The sequence below is a fragment of the Microbacterium sediminicola genome, assembly GCF_039531125.1.
Lineage (GTDB): Bacteria > Actinomycetota > Actinomycetes > Actinomycetales > Microbacteriaceae > Microbacterium > Microbacterium sediminicola.
Window position 1 is genome coordinate 1489110 of sequence record NZ_BAAAPL010000001.1, and the last position, 18174, is coordinate 1507283.

Annotated in this window: 17 protein-coding genes; 3 read left to right on the plus strand and 14 right to left on the minus strand. The window is 70.1% G+C overall.

What is annotated here, in order from left to right; translation table 11 throughout:
• Position 1: 1 nt before the first annotated feature.
• The 4 genes from ABD206_RS07005 to rsmA all read right to left on the minus strand — a co-directional run bounded on the left by ABD206_RS07005 (position 2) and on the right by rsmA (position 3240).
• Positions 2 to 304, minus strand: coding sequence for a DUF427 domain-containing protein (locus tag ABD206_RS07005; protein ID WP_344070751.1), 303 nt, complete (start codon positions 302 to 304; stop codon positions 2 to 4).
• 86 nt (positions 305 to 390) lie between these two features.
• Entirely contained in the window at positions 391 to 1317 is a 927-nt protein-coding gene (locus ABD206_RS07010) for a 4-(cytidine 5'-diphospho)-2-C-methyl-D-erythritol kinase (RefSeq protein WP_425561181.1), read from the minus strand.
• Positions 1311 to 2381 (minus strand): aldo/keto reductase, encoded by a 1071-nt coding sequence (locus ABD206_RS07015; protein ID WP_344070755.1) that lies wholly within the window; start codon positions 2379 to 2381, stop codon positions 1311 to 1313. Before ABD206_RS07015 ends, ABD206_RS07010 begins: the two co-directional genes overlap by 7 nt.
• A 10-nt stretch (positions 2382 to 2391) precedes the next feature.
• Positions 2392 to 3240 (minus strand): 16S rRNA (adenine(1518)-N(6)/adenine(1519)-N(6))-dimethyltransferase RsmA, encoded by an 849-nt coding sequence (gene rsmA, locus ABD206_RS07020; protein WP_344070756.1) that lies wholly within the window; start codon positions 3238 to 3240, stop codon positions 2392 to 2394.
• Between the two features lie 68 nt (positions 3241 to 3308).
• On the opposite strand from rsmA, the gene ABD206_RS07025 reads away from it, so the two are divergent.
• On the plus strand, positions 3309 to 4754 hold the full coding sequence (locus ABD206_RS07025) for a sugar porter family MFS transporter (protein WP_344070758.1): 1446 nt from the start codon (positions 3309 to 3311) through the stop codon (positions 4752 to 4754).
• Between the two features lie 92 nt (positions 4755 to 4846).
• On the opposite strand, the gene hemL is transcribed toward ABD206_RS07025, so the two are convergent.
• The 8 genes from hemL to hemE are packed head-to-tail and all read right to left on the minus strand — an operon-like array spanning position 4847 to position 13230.
• Entirely contained in the window at positions 4847 to 6166 is a 1320-nt protein-coding gene (hemL, locus tag ABD206_RS07030; RefSeq protein ID WP_344070760.1) for a glutamate-1-semialdehyde 2,1-aminomutase, read from the minus strand.
• On the minus strand, positions 6163 to 7149 hold the full coding sequence (gene hemB, locus ABD206_RS07035) for a porphobilinogen synthase (protein WP_344070762.1): 987 nt from the start codon (positions 7147 to 7149) through the stop codon (positions 6163 to 6165). Before hemB ends, hemL begins: the two co-directional genes overlap by 4 nt.
• Positions 7146 to 7970 (minus strand): uroporphyrinogen-III synthase, encoded by an 825-nt coding sequence (locus ABD206_RS07040; RefSeq protein ID WP_344070764.1) that lies wholly within the window; start codon positions 7968 to 7970, stop codon positions 7146 to 7148. The genes hemB and ABD206_RS07040 overlap by 4 nt, the downstream gene beginning before the upstream one ends.
• A complete protein-coding gene (hemC, locus tag ABD206_RS07045; RefSeq protein WP_344070766.1) occupies positions 7967 to 8911 on the minus strand; it encodes a hydroxymethylbilane synthase in 945 nt (314 codons plus the stop codon). The genes ABD206_RS07040 and hemC overlap by 4 nt, the downstream gene beginning before the upstream one ends.
• Positions 8908 to 10122 carry a ferrochelatase gene (locus ABD206_RS07050; protein ID WP_344070769.1) on the minus strand — a complete coding sequence of 405 codons (1215 nt, stop codon included), beginning with the start codon at positions 10120 to 10122 and terminating at the stop codon, positions 8908 to 8910. Before ABD206_RS07050 ends, hemC begins: the two co-directional genes overlap by 4 nt.
• Positions 10119 to 10793 (minus strand): hydrogen peroxide-dependent heme synthase, encoded by a 675-nt coding sequence (hemQ, locus tag ABD206_RS07055; protein ID WP_344070771.1) that lies wholly within the window; start codon positions 10791 to 10793, stop codon positions 10119 to 10121. The genes ABD206_RS07050 and hemQ overlap by 4 nt, the downstream gene beginning before the upstream one ends.
• The gene (locus ABD206_RS07060) at positions 10790 to 12112 is read right to left on the minus strand and encodes a protoporphyrinogen/coproporphyrinogen oxidase (RefSeq protein ID WP_344070773.1); all 1323 of its coding nucleotides are present in this window, start codon (positions 12110 to 12112) and stop codon (positions 10790 to 10792) included. The genes hemQ and ABD206_RS07060 overlap by 4 nt, the downstream gene beginning before the upstream one ends.
• Complete coding sequence (hemE, locus tag ABD206_RS07065) at positions 12109 to 13230, minus strand: uroporphyrinogen decarboxylase (RefSeq protein WP_344070775.1); 1122 nt, start codon at positions 13228 to 13230, stop codon at positions 12109 to 12111. Before hemE ends, ABD206_RS07060 begins: the two co-directional genes overlap by 4 nt.
• A 41-nt stretch (positions 13231 to 13271) precedes the next feature.
• On the opposite strand from hemE, the gene ABD206_RS07070 reads away from it, so the two are divergent.
• Together ABD206_RS07070 and ABD206_RS07075 are read left to right on the plus strand one after the other, a co-directional pair.
• Positions 13272 to 14531 (plus strand): glutamyl-tRNA reductase, encoded by a 1260-nt coding sequence (locus ABD206_RS07070; RefSeq protein ID WP_344070777.1) that lies wholly within the window; start codon positions 13272 to 13274, stop codon positions 14529 to 14531.
• A gap of 11 nt (positions 14532 to 14542) precedes the next feature.
• A complete protein-coding gene (locus tag ABD206_RS07075; RefSeq protein ID WP_344070779.1) occupies positions 14543 to 15577 on the plus strand; it encodes a LacI family DNA-binding transcriptional regulator in 1035 nt (344 codons plus the stop codon).
• Here ABD206_RS07075 and ABD206_RS07080 read toward each other — a convergent pair.
• Both ABD206_RS07080 and metG read right to left on the minus strand, forming a co-directional pair.
• A complete protein-coding gene (locus ABD206_RS07080; protein ID WP_344070781.1) occupies positions 15559 to 16443 on the minus strand; it encodes a TatD family hydrolase in 885 nt (294 codons plus the stop codon). The two genes, ABD206_RS07075 and ABD206_RS07080, sit on opposite strands and share 19 nt — an antisense overlap.
• 150 nt (positions 16444 to 16593) lie before the next feature.
• On the minus strand, positions 16594 to 18165 hold the full coding sequence (gene metG, locus ABD206_RS07085; protein WP_344070784.1) for a methionine--tRNA ligase: 1572 nt from the start codon (positions 18163 to 18165) through the stop codon (positions 16594 to 16596).
• Positions 18166 to 18174 lie beyond the last annotated feature (9 nt).

Sequence of the window (18174 nt, forward strand, 5' to 3'; positions counted from 1 at the left end):
GTCAATCGCTGACCGCGACACTCCGATCGAATGCGACGTACCCCGCGAAATCCTTCCCGACGCGTTCGATCGCACCGGGATAGAGCTCGGGGTAGGCCCAGGCCGCATCCGAGTGGGTGCGACCGTCGAGCACGACGCTGTAGTACTGGCATCGCCCCTTCCACGGGCAGGTGTACGGCGTCGGACTCTCGACGAACACGTCCCCACGCAGGCTGCTGGGTGGGAAATACCAGTTGCCCTCGATGCGGACGAGGTCCTCGCGGGGAGCCTCTGCGATCACAGTGTCGTCGATGACAGCCTTCATGGTGCTCCGTTCGTCGATACGGTCCGTGGGGCTGACATCCACGCTACCCGACGCCTCCGACACAGGATCGGACCCGGGTGAATTCGTCAGACGATGCGGGCGCCGGGCACGGGGCCGTGCACATGGAGCGCCTTGTGTCCGGCGGCGGAGAGGGTGACCTGCAGCTCCAGGGCCGAGGTCACATCCGCGGCGAGAAAGGCGAGGGTGGGGCCGGAGCCCGACACGATGCCGGCGAGCGCGCCGGAGTCCTCGCCGAGCGCGAGCACCTCGCGAAGCGCCGGCTGCAGCGAGATCGATGCCGCCTGAAGGTCATTGCTCAGGTGGGCGGCGAGTGCGACCGGGTCGCCCGAGCGCAGCGCCTGCAGCACCCCGACCGGAACGGACGGGTCGACCGGGTGGAGCACGCCCGGAGCTCCCTCCCGCAGGCGATCCAGCTCGTGATAGACCGCGGGGGTCGACAGGCCCACCTCGGAGACGACCATGACCCAGTCGAAACGTCCCGTCGCCAGCGCCGGGCTGAGGCGATCCCCGCGACCGAGCCCGATCGCGGTGCCCCCCATAAGCGCGAACGGCACATCGGCGCCCAGCTGTGCGGCAAGATCCTGCAGGCGGGCCATGCCGAGATCACTCCCCCACAGCGCGTCGCAGGCGAGGAGGGTCGCCGCGGCATCCGCGGATCCGCCGCCCATGCCGCCGGCGACCGGCACGTGCTTTTGGATCGAGAGCCGGACTCCGCCGTCGTGGCCGATGTGGTGGGCCAGCAGCCGCGCCGCCCGCAGCGCGAGGTTGCGATCGTCGGTGGGTACGCCGGTGACGTCGACCGAGCCTCCGACAGAGAGGCTGAAGTCCCGTGCCGGCTCCGCCCAGACATCCTCGAACAGGGACACCGCCTGATAGGCCGATGCCACGGCGTGATAGCCGTCGGGCTGTAGCGGACCGACCTCGAACGACACGTTGAGCTTGCCGGGTGCTCGAACCCGGACTCCCTCGGGGCGCGCTGCGAGACTCACGATCCTGTGGCGTCCCCCCACATGTCGGACATCTCGACGCCGTCGGTGAGGGCGTCGATCTGCTCGAGCTCCTCGGCCGTGAAGGCCGGTCCCGCGAGCGCGGCGAGGTTCTCGTCGAGCTGTTCGGGGCGTGACGCACCGATGAGCGCGGAGGTAATGACCGGTTCGCGCAGCACCCATTGGAGCGCCAGCTGCGGGAGGGTCTCCCCGCGCTCACGCGCGATCTCTGCCAAGCCCCGCAGCACCGAGAGTCCTCGTTCGGACACTGTCGCGGCGGGCAGGGAATTGCGTGACTGCGCGCGCTCGGCGGGACCGCCGTGCAGGTACTTGCCGGTGAGCAGTCCCTGCGCGAGCGGCACGAAGGCGATCGCCCCCATGCCCTCTTGGCGAAGGGCGCCGGTGAGCCCGTCCTCGACCCAGCGGTTCAGCAGCGAATAGGCGGGCTGGTGGATCACCAGCGGTGTGCCCATGCTGCGTGCCACAGCCGCGGCTTCCACGGTCTTCTCGGCGCTGTACGAGGAGATCCCGACGTAGAGCGCCTTCCCCTGCCGGACGAGGGTGTCCAGCGCCCCGATCGTCTCTTCGACGGGCGTGACCGGATCCATCCGGTGCGAATAGAAGATGTCGACGTAGTCCAGGCCCATTCGGGTCAGCGACTGCTCGGCGCTGGCCAGAATGTACTTGCGGGATGCGTAGTCGCCGTAGGGACCGGGCCACATGTCGAATCCGGCCTTGGACGAGATGATCAGCTCATCGCGGTAGCGCCCGAAGTCCTCGCGCATCATGCGACCGAAGTTCGTCTCGGCCGACCCGTACGGCGGACCGTAGTTGTTCGCCAGGTCGAAGTGGGTGATCCCCGAGTCGAACGCGTGACGAAGCAGCGCCCGTTGGTTGTCGAACGGGATGTTGTCGCCGAAGTTCCACCAGAGCCCGAGCGAGATCGGCGGCAGGTACAGGCCCGACGTGCCGACCTGCCGATACGTGGTGAGGTCGTAGCGGTCCTCGGCGGCGGAGTAGGGGCGATGCTGATCGTGGGACGCGCGAGAGAATCGCGACTCGGAGCTCATGCTCGTCAGGCTACCGGTCCGCGGCGCGGGCGATCCCGAGGAACTGATCGATCGAGAGCTCCTCGCCGCGCGCGGTGGGCGCCACACCGGCGGCCTCGAGCACGGCAGAGGCCTGCGCCGCCGACCCGCCCATGAGGGTCGCCAGAGCCTGGCGCAGCATCTTGCGCCGCTGCTGGAAAGCGGCATCCACGATCGCGAACGTGCGGCGGCGCTCATCCTCGCCGGCGAGCGGCTGCTCGTGGCGCTCAAAGGCGACCAGCACGCTGTCGACGTTCGGCACCGGCCAGAACACTTGGCGCGAGACGGTGCCGGCCAGCCGCCACGATCCCCACCACGCCGCCTTGGCGCTCGGAGCTCCGTAGGTCTTGGAGCCGGGAGGCGCGGCCAGGCGTTCCCCCACCTCGGCCTGGACCATCACGACACCGCGCTGCAGGTGGGGGAAGGTCTCGAGGAAGTGCAGCAGCACGGGAACCGAGACGTTGTAGGGCAGATTGGCCACGAGAACCTCGGGCTGGGCGGGAAGCTCGGTGACGCGGAGCGCGTCTTCGGGGATGACATCCAGAGCCCCCTCGCGCACGCCGTGATCTGCCGCCGTCTGCGGGAGTCGCTGCGCCAGTCGCCGATCGATCTCGACCGCGGTGACTGTCGCGCCCGTCTCGAGGATCGCGAGGGTCAGCGAACCGAGTCCCGGGCCGATCTCCACGACACGGTCGGCATCCGCGACACGGGCCAGGTGCACGATCTTTCGCACCGTGTTGGCGTCGACGACGAAGTTCTGCCCCCACTTCTTGGTGGGTGTGACGTCGAGTTCGGCTGCCAGCGCGCGGATCTCGGCGGCGCCCAGGAGCGTGACGGTCATGAGTTCACTGTAATGAGCGCAACGAGAAATCCCGCGCGAGCGGTCCCCCTCGGAGTAGCGTGAGGCTCGTGTCAACGTCATCCGACGCGCTTCCCACGGGAACGTTTCATCTCAATAGCCCCTACGGACGTCGAGCAGTAGGACTTTCCATCGCCGCAGCCGTCGGTGGATTCCTGTTCGGCTTCGATTCCTCGGTCGTCAATGGCGCGGTCGAGTCGATCCAGTCCGACTTCTCGCTCAACTCCTTCGTCACCGGCCTCGTGGTCGCCGTCGCGTTGCTCGGCTGCGCCGCCGGTGCGATGCTGGCCGGCAACCTCGCCGACCATTGGGGACGCCTCAAGGTCATGTTCCTGGGCGCCATCATGTTCTTCGTGAGCTCGGTCGGCGCCGGCCTCGCCTTCTCGGTGTGGGATCTGGCTCTGTGGCGCGTGGTCGGAGGCCTGGGCATCGGCATCGCCTCGGTCGTGGCCCCCGCCTACATCGCCGAGGTCGCACCCCGTCAGATCCGCGGCAGCCTGGCCTCGCTCCAGCAGCTGGCGATCACGATCGGTATCTTCGCCGCGCTGCTGTCGGATGCCGTCCTCGAGGGCGCCGCCGGCGGACCCGACAACGTGCTGTGGTTCGGGCTGGAAGCGTGGCGCTGGATGTTCGTGGTCGGCGTGGTGCCGGCCGCCGTGTACGGCATCCTCGCGTTCACCGTGCCGGAATCCCCACGCTTCCTCATCACCAAGGGACGCACGGACGAGGCCCGCGCGGTGTTCTCGCGTCTGGTCCCCCCGGTGGACCTCGAGAAGACGATGAACGAGCTGACGACCGCGATCGAGACCGATCGCAAGAACGCCGGCGTATCGATCCGCGGAAAGGCGCTGGGGCTTCAGCCGATCGTCTGGATCGGCATCATCCTGTCGGTGTTCCAGCAGTTCGTCGGCATCAACGTGATCTTCTACTACTCGACGAGCCTGTGGAACTCGGTCGGCATGACCAACGCGCCGGTGATCAGCGTGTTCACGAGTGTCACCAATGTGCTCGTGACACTGATCGCGATCTTCCTGGTCGACCGCGTCGGCCGAAAGCCGATCCTGCTGACCGGGTCGGTGCTCATGACGCTGTCACTGGGCACGATGGCCCTCGCGTTCATGTTCGCGGAGGGGTCGGGTTCGGATGTCACCCTCCCCGGTGCCTGGGGGCCGATCGCCCTGGTCGCGGCGAACCTGTTCGTCGTCGGCTTCGGCGCCTCGTGGGGCCCGTTGGTGTGGGTACTCCTCGGTGAGATCTTCCCGAGCCGCATCCGCGGCAAGGCGCTCGGCGTCGCCGCCGGGGCGCAGTGGATCGCCAACTTCGTCATCACGATGACCTTCCCGGTGATGTCGACCTGGTCGCTGCCGCTGACCTACGGCATGTACGCCGCGTTCGCCGCGCTCTCGTTCGTCTTCGTGGTCTGGAAGATCCCCGAGACCAAGGGCATGGAGCTCGAGCAGACCGAGACCCTCTTCGCTCCCAAGGTCAAGGCCTAGCTGGTCGCCGAACCCACACGTTGGGCGCGAACCCACGTGTTTGTGACGCCAGAAACGTGTGGGTTCGCAATATGCATGTGGGTTCGGCGGGTTCAGGGGGTCGCGGAAGCCGCGGCGCGAGCGGCGGCGGGGAGGGCCGCCGCGATGCGGGAGAGGGCGTCGGCGTCGTGGGATGCCGTCACGAACCAGGCCTCGAAGGCCGAGGGCGGCAGTGAGACGCCCTGGGCGAGCATCTCGTGGAAGAACGCGGCGTAGCGGAAGGATTCCTGACGGGTCGCGGTCTCGTAGTCGGGGACGCCCCCCGCGACAGGCGCGCCCCAGAAGACGCTGAAGAGGTTTCCGGCGGTCTGGATGACGTGAGGGACGCCCTCGCGTTCCAGGGCCGCCCCGACCTCGGCCTGCAACGCGGCCGATGTCGCATCGAGCGCGGCATAGACCGCGGCATCCGCGCGCCGGAGGGTCGCAAGGCCCGCCGCCACGGCGACCGGGTTCCCCGAAAGGGTCCCCGCCTGGTACACCGGGCCGACGGGCGCGAGCAGGTCCATCACCTCGGCGCGCCCTGCGACAGCTGCCACTGGTAGCCCGCCGCCGATCACCTTGCCGTAGGTGAAGAGGTCTGGGGCGTACGTCTCGCCCGTCTGCTGCTGCACCCCCCAGTAGCCGGCGGGGCCGACACGGAAGCCGGTGAGCACCTCGTCGAGGATGAGAAGCGCACCGTTGTCGTGGCATGTCTGGGCGAGCAGGGCGTTGAACCCGGGCTCCGGGGCCACCACACCCATGTTCGCCGCGGCCGCCTCCACGATCACCGCGGCGATCCGGCCCGGATGCCGGGCGAAGACCTCCGCAATCGCGGCAGGGTCGTTGTAGGGGACGACGATCGTCTGCGCGGCGATCGCCTCGGGGACGCCCGCCGAACCGGGAAGCGCGAGCGTCGCCACCCCTGACCCCGCTTGGGCGAGCAGGCCGTCGGAGTGGCCGTGGTAGTGGCCCGAAAACTTCACGATCAGGTCGCGCCCGGTGACTCCGCGGGCCAGCCGCACCGCGGTCATTGTGGCCTCAGTCCCGGTGGAGACGAACCGCACGCGCTCAACGGCGGCAACGCGGCCGGAGATCTCCTCGGCCAGCAGCGTCTCGGCCGGCGTGCTCGCCCCGAATGACAGTCCGCGCGCAGCGGCGTCGGTGACGGCCTCGATCACCTCCGGGTGGGCGTGCCCGAGGATGGCGGGCCCCCAGCTGGCGATGAGGTCGACGTACTCCCGCCCGTCGGCGTCGACGACATACGCGCCGTGCGCGGACTCCAGGAATCGCGGCGTGCCGCCGACCGAGCCGTACGCGCGCACCGGCGAGCTCACGCCTCCCGGCATCGCCCGGCGCGCCCGCGCGAACAGGTCCTCGTTGTGCCCGCCACTCATGCCCGTCCCTCCCGCAGCCAGCCGGCGACCTCGATCGCCCAGTAGGTGAGGATCGCGTCGGCGCCCGCGCGACGGATGCCGATGAGGGACTCGAGGATCGCGCGATCACGGTCGATGGCCCCCGCCGCGGCGGCCATTTCGATCATGGCGTACTCCCCCGACACCTGATATGCCCACACTGGAATGGAAGCGGACGCGGCGACGTCGGCGAGCACATCCAGGTAGGGTCCGGCGGGCTTGACCATGATGATGTCCGCACCCTCGTCGATGTCGCGCTGAGCCTCCAGGGCCCCTTCGCGCGCGTTCGCGGGATCGAGCTGGTAGGCCTTGCGGTCTCCCGACAGCGTCGATTCGACCGCGTCACGGAACGGCCCGTAGAAGGCCGAGGCGTACTTCGCCGAGTACGCCAGGATGACGACATCCACGAAGCCGGCATCTTCCAGCGCCTCCCGGCAGGCGGCGACCTGACCGTCCATCATTCCGGACAGCCCCAGGATGTCGGCACCCGCCGCGGCCTGGGCGAGCGCCATCGCGACGTAGCGCTCGAGCGTCGCGTCGTTGTCGACGCCGCCGTCGGCGTCCAGCACCCCGCAGTGCCCGTGGTCGGTGAACTCATCCAGGCAGAGATCGGCCTGCACCGTGAGACGCCCGGCTGCGGCATCCTTCGCGACGCGGATCGCGCGGTTGAGGATGCCGTCGGGATCCGTCGCGCCGGTGCCGAGAGCGTCACGCACCGCGGGGACGCCGAACAGCATGACGCCACCGAGGCCCGCGCCTGCCGCCTCGTTCACGACATCGGGGAGGGACTCGAGCGTGTGCTGGATCACCCCGGGCATCGTCGCGATCGGCTGCGGTGCGTCTCGTTCGGTCACGAACACCGGAAGGACGAGCTGACGAGCGTGGAGCGAGTGCTCGGTGACGAGTCTTCGCATCGCGGGGGTCGAGCGCAGCCGGCGAGGACGATGGGCGGGGAAAGAGCTCATGGGCGTGTCTCCGTGTCGGGGAACGTCGAGGTGTGGGACAGAGGGCGTCGGTCGGCAACGTCGACGGCGTTCAGGGCGTCGACGAGCGCCGTGACCGTCTGCGTGGCGGCGGTCACCGCAACGCGGTAGCCGCGGCGCTCCGCCTCACGGGCGGTGCCGGGACCGAGGGCGGCGAGCACCATCGTGGTGGGGACGGTGACGACCTGGTGCGCGAGCTCGCGCACCACGCTCGTGGAGGTCAGGAGCGTGGCATCGAACGCGCCGGCACGGATGCGCTCGACGGTGGCCTCGGGCAGGTCGACACCCACCGTGCGGTAGGCGATCGCGACGTCGACGGCGAAGCCGCGCACCTCGAGCTCGTCACTCACGGTGGCCATCGCGAGGTCGGAGCGCAGCACGAGTGCGCGGCCCGTGTCGGCGGCGACGTGCGCGGTGCACCACTGCTGCGTCATCGCTGCCGCGGACGATGCACCCGTGGGCACGAAGTCGACCGCGAACCCTGCGTCGATCACCGCGCGGGCGGTCGCGTGGCCGACGACGGCGATGCGCGTCCGCGGCGGAATGCGCACACCCTCGGCCACCAGCTGCTCGATGGCAGCGGCGCTGGTGACGAAGACCCACGCATAGGAGCCGCCGGACAGGGCGGCGAAAGCGCGGTCGCGCGCCACGGTGTCGCGGGGAGGACGCGTCTGGATGAGCGGCACGATCTCGGCATCCGCGCCGCGCTCGGCCAGCAGCGCGCGGACGCGCTCGCCCCAGGCGCCGCCCCGGGGGACGAGCACCCGGCGCCCGGTCAGCCACGATGCGGGCTGCGCGCTCACGGGATCCCCTGCCCTGGTCCGGATTCCAGACCATCGATCCCGTCCGCGTGCAGACGCGTCACGATGCGCTCGGCGAGCCCGGCACGACCCGCGCGCTCGGCTGCGACGGCCAGATCCACCCAGTCCCGCACCGTGACAGCGCGGGAGCCGTCGCGGCTGTAGACCTCGGTGGTCACCTCCAGCTGCGAGCCGTGGATCTGCGCGCTGACACCGATGGGGGCGGCACATCCCGCCTCGAGCTCGGCGAGCACGGCACGCTCGGTCAAAGCGGCGGCTTCCGCCTCGCCCACGGCGAGCGCGCGCAGCGCCTGGCCGAGCGGTTCACCGACATCGCCCGTGCGAATCTCGACGGCCAGCGCCCCCTGCCCGGCCGACGTCGGCCACTGGTCGAGCTCGAAGGTCTCGGTGATGGCATCCTCACGACCGATGCGGGACAGACCCGCCTCGGCCAAGACGATCGCGTCGAATTCGCCGTCCGCGACCTTGCGCAGCCGCGTGTCGACATTGCCTCTGATGTCTCGGACAGCCACATCGGGCCTGCGCCGCAGCACCTGAGCGGCACGACGCGGCGAGCCGGTTCCCACGATCGCGCCGGCGCGCAGGTCATCGAGGCCGACTCCGTCCCGCGAGCAGAGCACGTCACGCGCGCTCACGCGTTCGGGCACGCAGATGAGGGTGAGGCCCTCGAAAGCGGCGTTGGGGAGATCCTTGAGCGAGTGGACGATGAGGTCGCACTCGCCCCGCAGAAGAGCCTCCCGCAGCGCCGTCGCAAACACGCCGGTGCCACCCAGAGACACCAGCGACCCGGTCGCCACGTCGCCGTGGGTGGTGATGCGGATCAGCTCGACGTCCTCGCCGCTGTTCTCGGCCAGCCGGTCGGCGACCAGCTGCGACTGCGTCGTGGCCAGCAGGCTCGCGCGCGTCCCCAGCCGCAGGCTCACGGCTCGAGCCCCGCGAGCGCCGGGCGGAAGCCGAGGCGCTTGTTCTCGCAGCATCCCGGGCGGCACACGTCGTACCACGGACCGAGCGCCGTCATCCGCGTGCGCTCCGCGCCCGGCGTACCCCACAGCCGTTCGTCAATTAGGTCGGCGAGCCCCGCGACGTAGGCGGGAGCGGTGCCCGGGGTGGCGGTGCGCACCGCGACAAGCCCGAGACCTGCGGCAGTCTCGATCGCCTCCGTGTCCAGGTCCCACATGACCTCCATGTGGTCGCTCACGAACCCGAGCGGCACGATGAGCACTCCCCGGCGACCACGGGAGGGAAGCTCCGCCATCGCGTCGTTGATGTCGGGCTCCAGCCACGGCACCGAAGGCGGACCCGACCGGCTCTGGTAGACGAGCTGCCACGCGCAGTCCAGGCCGAGATCCGCCATGATGCGCTCGGCGACCGCGGTGTGCTGGGCGGCATAGGCCCCGCCGTCGCCGAAGTCACGGTCGCGGGGCCCGGAGCGCTCGGCATCGGCGACGGGGATCGAATGCGTCGAGAAGAGGATCTCGACCTCGGACGTGTCGGTGATCCCCTGCTCCGCCAGGCGCGACATGCCCTCCCGGATGCCGTCCGCAAACGGCTGCACGAAGCCGGGGTGGTCGAAGAACTGCCCGACCTTGTCGATCTCGAGTTCGGCGCCCAGACCGGTGGCCTCGAGCGCGTCGGCGAGATCCTCCCGGTACTGCCGGCACGAGGAGTAGGAGCTGTAGGCACTGGTCGCCAACGCGAGCGCGCGACGGTGGCCGTCGGCGTGAAGCTGCGCGAGCGCGTCGCTCACGTACGGCATCCAATTGCGGTTGCCCCAGTACACCGGCAGGTCCCGGCCGCGCGCGGAGAGCTCTGCCCGCAGCGCGGTGACCAGTTCGCGGTTCTGCTGGTTGATCGGCGAGACGCCCCCGAAGTGGCGATAGTGATGCGCCACCTCTTCGAGCCGCTCGTCGGGGATGCCGCGCCCGGCGGTCACGTTGCGCAGGAACGGGATGACATCGTCCTGACCCTCGGGCCCACCGAAGCCCAGGATCAGCACCGCATCGTAGGTGACGGGTTCCTCGACGTGCGCAGGTCCGGATGCCGCCGCCGGCGTCGCACCGCACACCGCGGCGCCCGGCGCGCAGTACGCTCCCGTGGCGCGCGGGGGCTTCGGACGCACGTTGGTGGCGGTCACGCCAGCACCTCGGCAAGCTCCGCCACCTGGATGCGTCGTCCGGTGTAGAACGGCACCTCCTCGCGCACGTGGCGTCGGGCATCCGTGGCGCGCAGTGCCCGCATCAGGTCGACAAGGCTCGTGAGGTTGTCGCTCTCCAGGGGCAGCAGCCACTCGTAGTCACTGAGCGCGAACGTCGAGACGGTGTTGGCCACGACGTCGCGGAACGCGGCACCCTTACGACCGTGGTCGGCGAGCATCGCCGAGCGCTCCGCCTCGGGCAGCAGGTACCACTCGTAGCTGCGCACGAACGGATACAGGCACAGCCAGTCGCGAGCGGCCTCGCCGCGGAGGTAGCCGGGGATGTGCCGCTTGTTGAACTCCGCCTCGCGGTGCACGCCCATCGCGGTCCACTCCACACGGGATCCCGTCAGGGCACCGGTGCGGCGCAGAGTGCGAAGCGCCGCCTGCAGCGCTTCGGGCACATCGCCGTGCAGCCACGTCATGATGCTCGCCCCCGCGCGCATCCCGGTCAGGTCGTAGAAGCCACGCACGGTGACACCCGTCGCCTCGACCTCGGCGATGGCCCGGTCGAGTTCGTCGACATCCACGCCGGCGGTGCGGGGGACATCGAGCACGGTGAAGAGGGTGAAGCCCGCCGACAGGGCGGTCTCGTCGGTCTCGTCGGTCATCGGTTCTCCTTGGGTGGGGGTGCGAGGGCGAGGGTCTGGATGAGCTCGGCGGCCAGGGCGCGCGCGTGCGGAATGACGGATGCCAGGCCGGTCCCGGCCACCTGGGCCCCGGCGAGGTGAACCCCGGCGGGGGTCTGCAGACCGGGGCCGGTGGATGCCGCGGCATCCCAGTGCTGCGAGTGGAGCGCGACGATCTCAGACGCGTCCACCTCTGCGCCGGTGATGGCGGTGATCTCCGACGCGACCACCCGGGGGTCATCGAGTCCCGGGCCGGGGTGGCGTGCGGAGAGCCGGACGATGTGGTCCCCTCCCGAGCGGGACATCGCCTGGGCGAGCCATGCCCACTTCGCGGTGGCGTGGGTGAGGGCCTTCGCACGCAGCCCCGCGTCGGTCGCGACGAGCGCTCCCGTGCCGACCGGATGCCGATCGAGTGCGGGCGAGCGGACCCGGGCGATCGCCAGTTCGACGGGGGCGCTGATCGGCGCGCTGGTGCCCAGGAGCCGAGCGGATGCCGAGCCTGGCGTCGCGAGCACCACGGCGCGAGCGGTCACGGAGCCCTTCGGCACGTCGACGCGGACGCCCTCAGCTTTCGGTGTGACCGAGAGCACCTCGGTGTGGTGCGCGAAGCTCGCGCCCCGCGCGCCCGCGGCCTTCTCGAGTTCGATCGGCAGCCGCCACATGCCACCGCGGATCCCCGCCACGGCACTCCCCAGGCGCTGCCCGGTGGACAGGTGCGCGACAGCGGCGGTGAGGGAGCCGCGCGCCTGCGCCTCACGCCACAGCTGCGGCTGGACCTGCGACAGTCGCACCTCGCGGGCAGGGCGGGAGTAGACGCCACGGGTGACGGTGTCCACGAGAACGTCGGCGATGCGGGCTCCGAGTCTGTCGGCGACGAGGTCACGCAGCGACGGCTCGTCCGTCGGGAGCGGTGCCTCGCTTTCCGCATGCGGGTCGCCGAACGGCGCGACGTCCGCGGCGAACGGATCGGCGGGGATGCCGAGGATCGATCCTGCGGGAAGCGGAGCGCGACGCCGGTGCCGGCCGTGCCCGAAAACGAGCCACGCCCCGGTCGGGGCCGGCGTCACGATCTCCAGCGGCAGATCCCACCGCCGGACGAGCTCGGGCACGGCGTCCGTGCGGGTGGCGAAGGCCTCGGCCCCCGCATCCACAGCCATGCCCTCGAGCTCTCGCGCGGCGAGCATGCCGCCGCTCACGGCGGCATGCTCGAACACAACGGTGCGCAGTCCCGCCGCCGCGGTCTCGGCGGCGATCACGAGGCCCGCAATCCCCGCGCCGACGACGCACACATCGGGGTTCACGATGCCTCGTGCACCCGTCGCACGATCGCGGTGAGCACGTCGGGGTCGGTCTCGGGTGGGACCCCGTGCCCGAGGTTGACGATGTGCGCGGATGCCGCGCGCCCCTGCCGCAGGAGACGATCCAGCGCCTCCTGCCAGACCGGCTCGGGCGCGAACAGGAGAGCGGGATCGAGGTTGCCCTGCACCGCGACCGGGGCGTTCATGCGCATGAGCGCATCCACGATGCTCACGCGGTGGTCCAGGCCCACGACATCCACCCCCAGCGTCGCGATGTCGGCCAGCAACTCTCCGGTACCGACGCCGAAATGGGCGAGGGGGATGCGCTCGATCGTGGCTTCCCTGGGCGGTGTCACCTCTCGGGCGATCTCCACAGCGCGACGGGAGGCCGGAAGCGCGGCCGTGCGGTAGACCTCGGGTGCGAGCGATCCCGCCCACGAGTCGAAGAGCTGCCCGGCGCTGGCCCCGGCCTGCAGCTGCAGTCGGAGAAAGCGCCCCGTGACCTCCGCAAGCCACCCGGTCAGTGCCTCCCAGGCGGCCGGGTCGCGGAAGATGAGCCCGCGGGCGGCGAGGTGGTCCTTCGAGGGACCGCCCTCGACGAGGTAGGCCGCCAGGGTGAAGGGGGCACCGGCGAAGCCGATCAGCGGCAGCGGCTCGCCGCGACGCTCGCTTTCCTGCGCCAAGAGCGCGGTGATCTGCTCGACCGCCTCGACGATCGGGCCGCCGCGCGAGATCACCGTGTCGGGATCGATGTCGGTGACCCTCGCGATGTCGACGGCGGTGCGCACAGGTGAGGCGAAGACCGGCCCGCGGCCGGCCACGATCTTCACGTCCAGGCCCACCACGAGCAGGGGGATGACGATGTCGCTGAAGAAGATCGCGGCATCCACACCGTGTCTGCGCACCGGCTGCATCGTGATCTCGGCCGCAAGTTCTGGTTGCAGGCACGCATCGAGCATCGAAGAGGTCTCGCGCAGCGCTCGGTACTCGGGGAGGGACCGACCGGCCTGACGCATGAACCAGACGGGCGGGACGGAGGGCCTGCGCCCGAGATACGCCTGCACGAGACGGGAGTCCTGGGTGCGGTCGGCGACCAGCGGATGATGGGCGGAGAGGTGCATGGTTAATCGATATACTAACTGCTCGAAGGAGGTCCCCGACCATGCTCGTCTGCCTGTCGGCCAACCATCGGGTGACGCCCTTCGCGTCCCTCGAGCGCCTCGCCGAAGCCGAGGAGCGCCTGCGCACGAACCTGTCCGGCGCGCACGAGGCCATCTCCGGGGCCGTCCTCCTGGCCACCTGCAACCGCTTCGAGGCCTACCTCGACGTCGACCTCGACGATGACCACACCCCCGGCGCAGGCGTCGATGCGGCGCTGTCCGAGATCGCCGCGGCATCCGATCTGCGCTACCGGGATGTGCACGAGGCGCTCGATGTCACCGTCGGCAACCGCGTCGCCCACCACCTGTTCGCGGTCGCCTCGGGCTTGGATTCCGTGGTCGTCGGCGAGGAGGAGATCGCCGGACAGGTACGACGTGCCTACGAGGAGGCACGTGCGAGCGGATCGACCACGCGCGCACTGGAGCACCTCTTCGACCGCGCGAGCGAGACCTCGCGAGAGGTGAAGAACGCGACGCAGTTGGCGCAGTCGGGTCGATCTCTCGTGCGCCTGGCGCTCGAGCTCGCCTCCTCGCGCGTGACCGCGTGGGAGGACGCGAAGGTCCTGCTCGTGGGGACCGGCCGCTACGCCGCCGCCTCGCTCGCGGCACTGCGCGCCCGCGGCGCGGTCGACATCCTCGTGCATTCGCGCACCGGACGCGGCGCCACCTTCGCCGAGCGACACGACCTCGTCGCCGTTGACGCCGCGGACTTTCCGGCGGCCGTCGCGAGTGCCGACGTGGTTGTGACCTGCACCACGCGCGTCGCGATCGACGCGGACACCCTCCGTGCGGGACGCGCCGTTGCCGGAGGAGGTGCCGACACGCTCGTCATCGATCTGGGGATGCCCCGCAACGTCGATGCCGAGATCGCGGACTTCGCAGGCATCGAGCTTCTCGACCTGGATGCGATCCGCGTCCACGCGCCGATCGACGAGTTCGCGACACTGCGCGACGCACGCGAGATCGTCACTGCCGCCGCGGGGCGTCACGCCAGCGCGCGCCGCGTGCACGAGGTGTCGCCCTCCGTCGTCGCGGTGCGCTCGTGGGTCGAGAACCTGCGCGACCGCGAGATCGCGCACCAGAGCAGCCGCTCCCCCGCCGCCGCGGCCGACATCGAACGTGCCCTGCGACACTTCTCGGGCGTCATGATGCACCACCTCATCGCGCAGGGGCATACGCTGGCCGCCGGCGGTGATGGTCAGCTGTGGGCCGATGCCGTCGCGACCGTCTTCCCCGGATCTGCCGCCGATCAGGCGACCTGAGAGCCGCCGGCATGGACACTCCGCCCGCCCGCGCAACGCTGAAGGACGTCGCCCAGCACGCCGGTGTCTCCACGGCCGCGGTCAGCCAGGCGCTGAACGACCGCGGCTCGATGCGTCCCGAGACCCGTGAGCGCATCCTCGAGGCCGCCGCCGCCCTCGGTTACGCCCCCGACCGCTTCGCGGCGGCGCTCCGGCGCGGACGCACGATGTCGATCGGCTACGTGTCCACCGGTCCGGGTCCGGGCGCCGATGAGGGGCACACCGCGAGGGCGACGATGCGTCAGCTCAACAGCCTCGTGGACGTCGCGGCCGAGCACGGCTACACCGTCACCGTGATCCCCGCCGACCGGCCAGACCTGCTGGGTGCGGCCCGGGTCGACGCGGTGTACGCGCCCACGGCCGAGGCGAACGCCCCCGCGCTGAGCGAGGCGGCCGCGCGCGGCATCCCGATCATCACCACCGATGTGCGGGTGCCTGCCGCGGCCGGGACCTGGATCCGCACCGGCTACGCCGCAGCGACCACGGCCGCGCTCGACCATCTGCGGGACAGCGGGTGCGAGCGGGTGGGGTTCCTCACCGAGGCCGGCGGCCTCGCGCACGGGCGCATCGGAGAGCAGGCGTATCTGGAGTGGTGCCTCACCCACCGGCAGGACCCGGCGATCGTGCGAGTGCGCCGCGGGCGACCGGAGCTGACCGGCCCCGTGCGAGAGCTCATGCAAGCCGGCGCCGATGGCGTCTTCTCGTTCTATCAGGAGGGCCCCGAGCTGTTCCTCGGCCTTTCGCGCACCGACCTCGTGCTCCCCCGCGACCTGCAGGTGGTGGCGCTGTGCGTCTACGACTGCGACCTCAACGACAGGCTGGGGGTGACGCACGTCTGCGTCCATCCCGACGCGGGACCGCGGCTGCTCCTCCCGGCGCTGGCGGCCGCGCTCGCCGGCGGTCCGGCGCTGCCGACCCCGCTCGTCCTGCCGTGGGAACTCGTCCCCGGCGCGACGACGCGTCCGGCGGCCCGACGCGGGGATCGAGCTCAGGCGAAGTCGCCGTAGACCTCGAGAGTGTTCGCAGCCACCTGCGCCGCGAGCTCGTCGACGTCGACCCCCAGCTCCGCCGCCATGAAGCGCAGCGTGATGGGCACGAGGTAGGGCGCGTTCGGTCGACCGCGGTAGGGCACCGGGGTGAGGAAGGGCGCATCGGTTTCGACCAGGATGCGGTCGCGCGGCGTCACGGCGAGCGCATCGCGCAGGTTCTGCGCGTTCTTGAACGTGATGTTGCCGGCGAAGGAGAGGTAGTACCCCCGGTCGGCGGCGATGCGCGCCATGTCCTGATCGCCCGAGAAGCAGTGGAAGACGGTCTTATCGGGCGCCCCCTCGCGCTCAAGCACCCCGAGCACCGCCGCGTGCGCGTCGCGGTCATGGATCTGCATGGCGATGCCGTGCTTCTTGGCCAGCGCGATGTGGGCCTCGAACGAGCGGTACTGGGCGGGCTGACCCTCGGCATCCGTCCGGAAGAAGTCCAGCCCCGTCTCGCCGATCGCGCGCGCCCGGGGGTGCGCGGCGAGCTCGTCGATGACCGCGATGGCGTCATCCAGTGCTCCGGCTGCCTCGTAGACGGGCGCTTCGTTCGGATGGATGGCGACCGCGGCGAGCACCTGGGGATGGGTCTCTGCCGCCCACACCGCCCAGCGGGACGCCTCGATGTCACCGCTGGACTGCACGACCCCGGCGATGCCGACGGCCGCGGCGCGCTCCAGCTGTTCGTCCAGGCTCAGCGCGTCGTCGCCGTCCACGATCTCGAGGTGGCAGTGGTTGTCGTAGACCGGCACCGCCAGAGGCTCGGGCAGGCCGGGGCGAGTCAAGTCCTTGCGTCCCTCACTCGAGCGCTCGCGGACGTACGTGCTCGGGTCTTCGCTCATCGTTTCATCTCCTCGATCATCCCAGCGCGCGTCCGTCGCCAACTCCTCAATTTTCGCCCGCGCGGACAGTGCTCGTGCAGCCCCGCGAGTGATGAGCCTGGTTCTTGAGGAGTTAGCGACGAACAGGCCCCACCTCAGGGCGGCGGCGGGCTACTGCTCGACGCGGGGGAAGAGGGGTGCGAGCCCGTTCACGGAGGTACCCGGACGCAGGATGCCCCAGGTTCCCGCCTCGCGGATCGGCTGGTCCTGCAGACGGCCGAGCGTCTCGGCGGCACCGAGGGCGATCCACAGCTTCTCCGTGGATGCCGGCATGAACGGCGAGAGCAGGGTCGCGAGGGCCCGCAACCCCTCGGCGCAGGTGTAGAGCACTGTGCCCAGGCGCGCATGCTTCGCCTCGTCTTTGGCGAGAGCCCACGGCTCGTTCTCGGTGATGTAGCCGTTGAGCGCATCGACGATCGTCCAGATCGCGTCGATCGCCTCGTCCATCCGGAACCGCTCCATGGCGGCATCCGCGTTCGAGACGGCCGCTGCCACCGTCTGCTGGATCGCACGGTCGGCGTCGGTGTCTTCGCCTGCCGGTGGCACCACGCCGGCGAAGTACTTCTCGATCATGGCGATCGTGCGCGAGGCGAGGTTGCCGAAGCCGTTTGCGAGTTCGGCCTGGTACCGCGCCGACAGGTCCTCCCACGAGAACGACCCGTCGTGGCCGAACGGGATCGCCGACAGGAAATAGAAACGGTAGGCATCCGAGCCGAAGACGTCCGTGATCTCGGTCGGGGCGATACCCGTGAGCTTGGACTTCGACATCTTCTCGCCGCCCACCAGCAGCCAGCCGTGTGCGAACACCCCGCGGGGCACCTCGACACCGGCCGCCATGAGCATCGCGGGCCAGATGACGGCGTGGAAGCGCAGGATGTCCTTGCCGACGACGTGGTAAGCCGGCCACCGGCGCTCGAACTCCTCAGGGTCGGAGCCGAAGCCGACGGCCGTCGCGTAGTTGAGCAACGCGTCGACCCAGACGTAGATGACGTGCGCAGGGTCCCAGGGCACCTGGATGCCCCAGTCGAACGTCGACCGGGAGATGGAGAGGTCCTTCAGCCCCTGCTTGACGAAGGAGACGACCTCGTTGCGGGCCGAGTCGGGACGCACGAAGTCGGGGACGGTCTTGTAGAGCTCGAGCAGTCGGTCCTGGAATTCGCTGAGCTTGAAGAAGTAGTTCTTCTCCTGCAGCAGCTCCAGGGGCTTCGAATGGATCGCGCACACCTTGAGGCCCTCAAACGCCCCGGTGCCATCGAGGATCTCGGACTCGGTCTTGAACTCCTCACAGCCGACGCAGTAGAGCGCCTCGAACTCGCCGGCGTAGATGTAGCCGCGGTCGTAGATGGCCTGCACGAACTGCTTGACGCGCTCTTCGTGGCGCTCCTGCGTCGTACGGATGAAGTCGTCGTTGGCGACATCCAAGGTATTCAGCAGCGGGAACCAGGACTCACCGACGAGCTTGTCGACCCACTCCTGCGGGCCCACCCCGTTGGCGGCGGCGGCGCGCATCATCTTCTGTCCGTGCTCGTCGGTGCCCGTGAGCATCCACGTGTCATCCCCGCTCTGGCGGTGCCAGCGCGCGAGGGTGTCCACGGCGACCGTCGTATATCCGTGGCCGATGTGCGGGACATCGCTCGGGTAGTAGATGGGCGTCGTGATGTAAAAGGAACCGCCGGTGCTCACCCGAGAATT

Excerpts from the sequence above, each read along its gene's own strand:
- hemQ (WP_344070771.1), bottom strand. The coding sequence starts at position 10,793 with ATGACCGACGAGACCGACGAGACCGCCCTGTCGGCGGGCTTCACCCTC.
- hemE (WP_344070775.1), bottom strand. The coding sequence starts at position 13,230 with ATGCACCTCTCCGCCCATCATCCGCTGGTCGCCGACCGCACCCAGGAC.
- ABD206_RS07005 (WP_344070751.1), bottom strand. The coding sequence starts at position 304 with ATGAAGGCTGTCATCGACGACACTGTGATCGCAGAGGCTCCCCGCGAG.
- ABD206_RS07075 (WP_344070779.1), top strand. The coding sequence starts at position 14,543 with ATGGACACTCCGCCCGCCCGCGCAACGCTGAAGGACGTCGCCCAGCAC.
- ABD206_RS07080 (WP_344070781.1), bottom strand. The coding sequence starts at position 16,443 with ATGAGCGAAGACCCGAGCACGTACGTCCGCGAGCGCTCGAGTGAGGGA.
- hemL (WP_344070760.1), bottom strand. The coding sequence starts at position 6,166 with ATGAGTGGCGGGCACAACGAGGACCTGTTCGCGCGGGCGCGCCGGGCG.
- rsmA (WP_344070756.1), bottom strand. The coding sequence starts at position 3,240 with ATGACCGTCACGCTCCTGGGCGCCGCCGAGATCCGCGCGCTGGCAGCC.
- hemB (WP_344070762.1), bottom strand. The coding sequence starts at position 7,149 with ATGAGCTCTTTCCCCGCCCATCGTCCTCGCCGGCTGCGCTCGACCCCC.
- ABD206_RS07015 (WP_344070755.1), bottom strand. The coding sequence starts at position 2,381 with ATGAGCTCCGAGTCGCGATTCTCTCGCGCGTCCCACGATCAGCATCGC.
- ABD206_RS07070 (WP_344070777.1), top strand. The coding sequence starts at position 13,272 with ATGCTCGTCTGCCTGTCGGCCAACCATCGGGTGACGCCCTTCGCGTCC.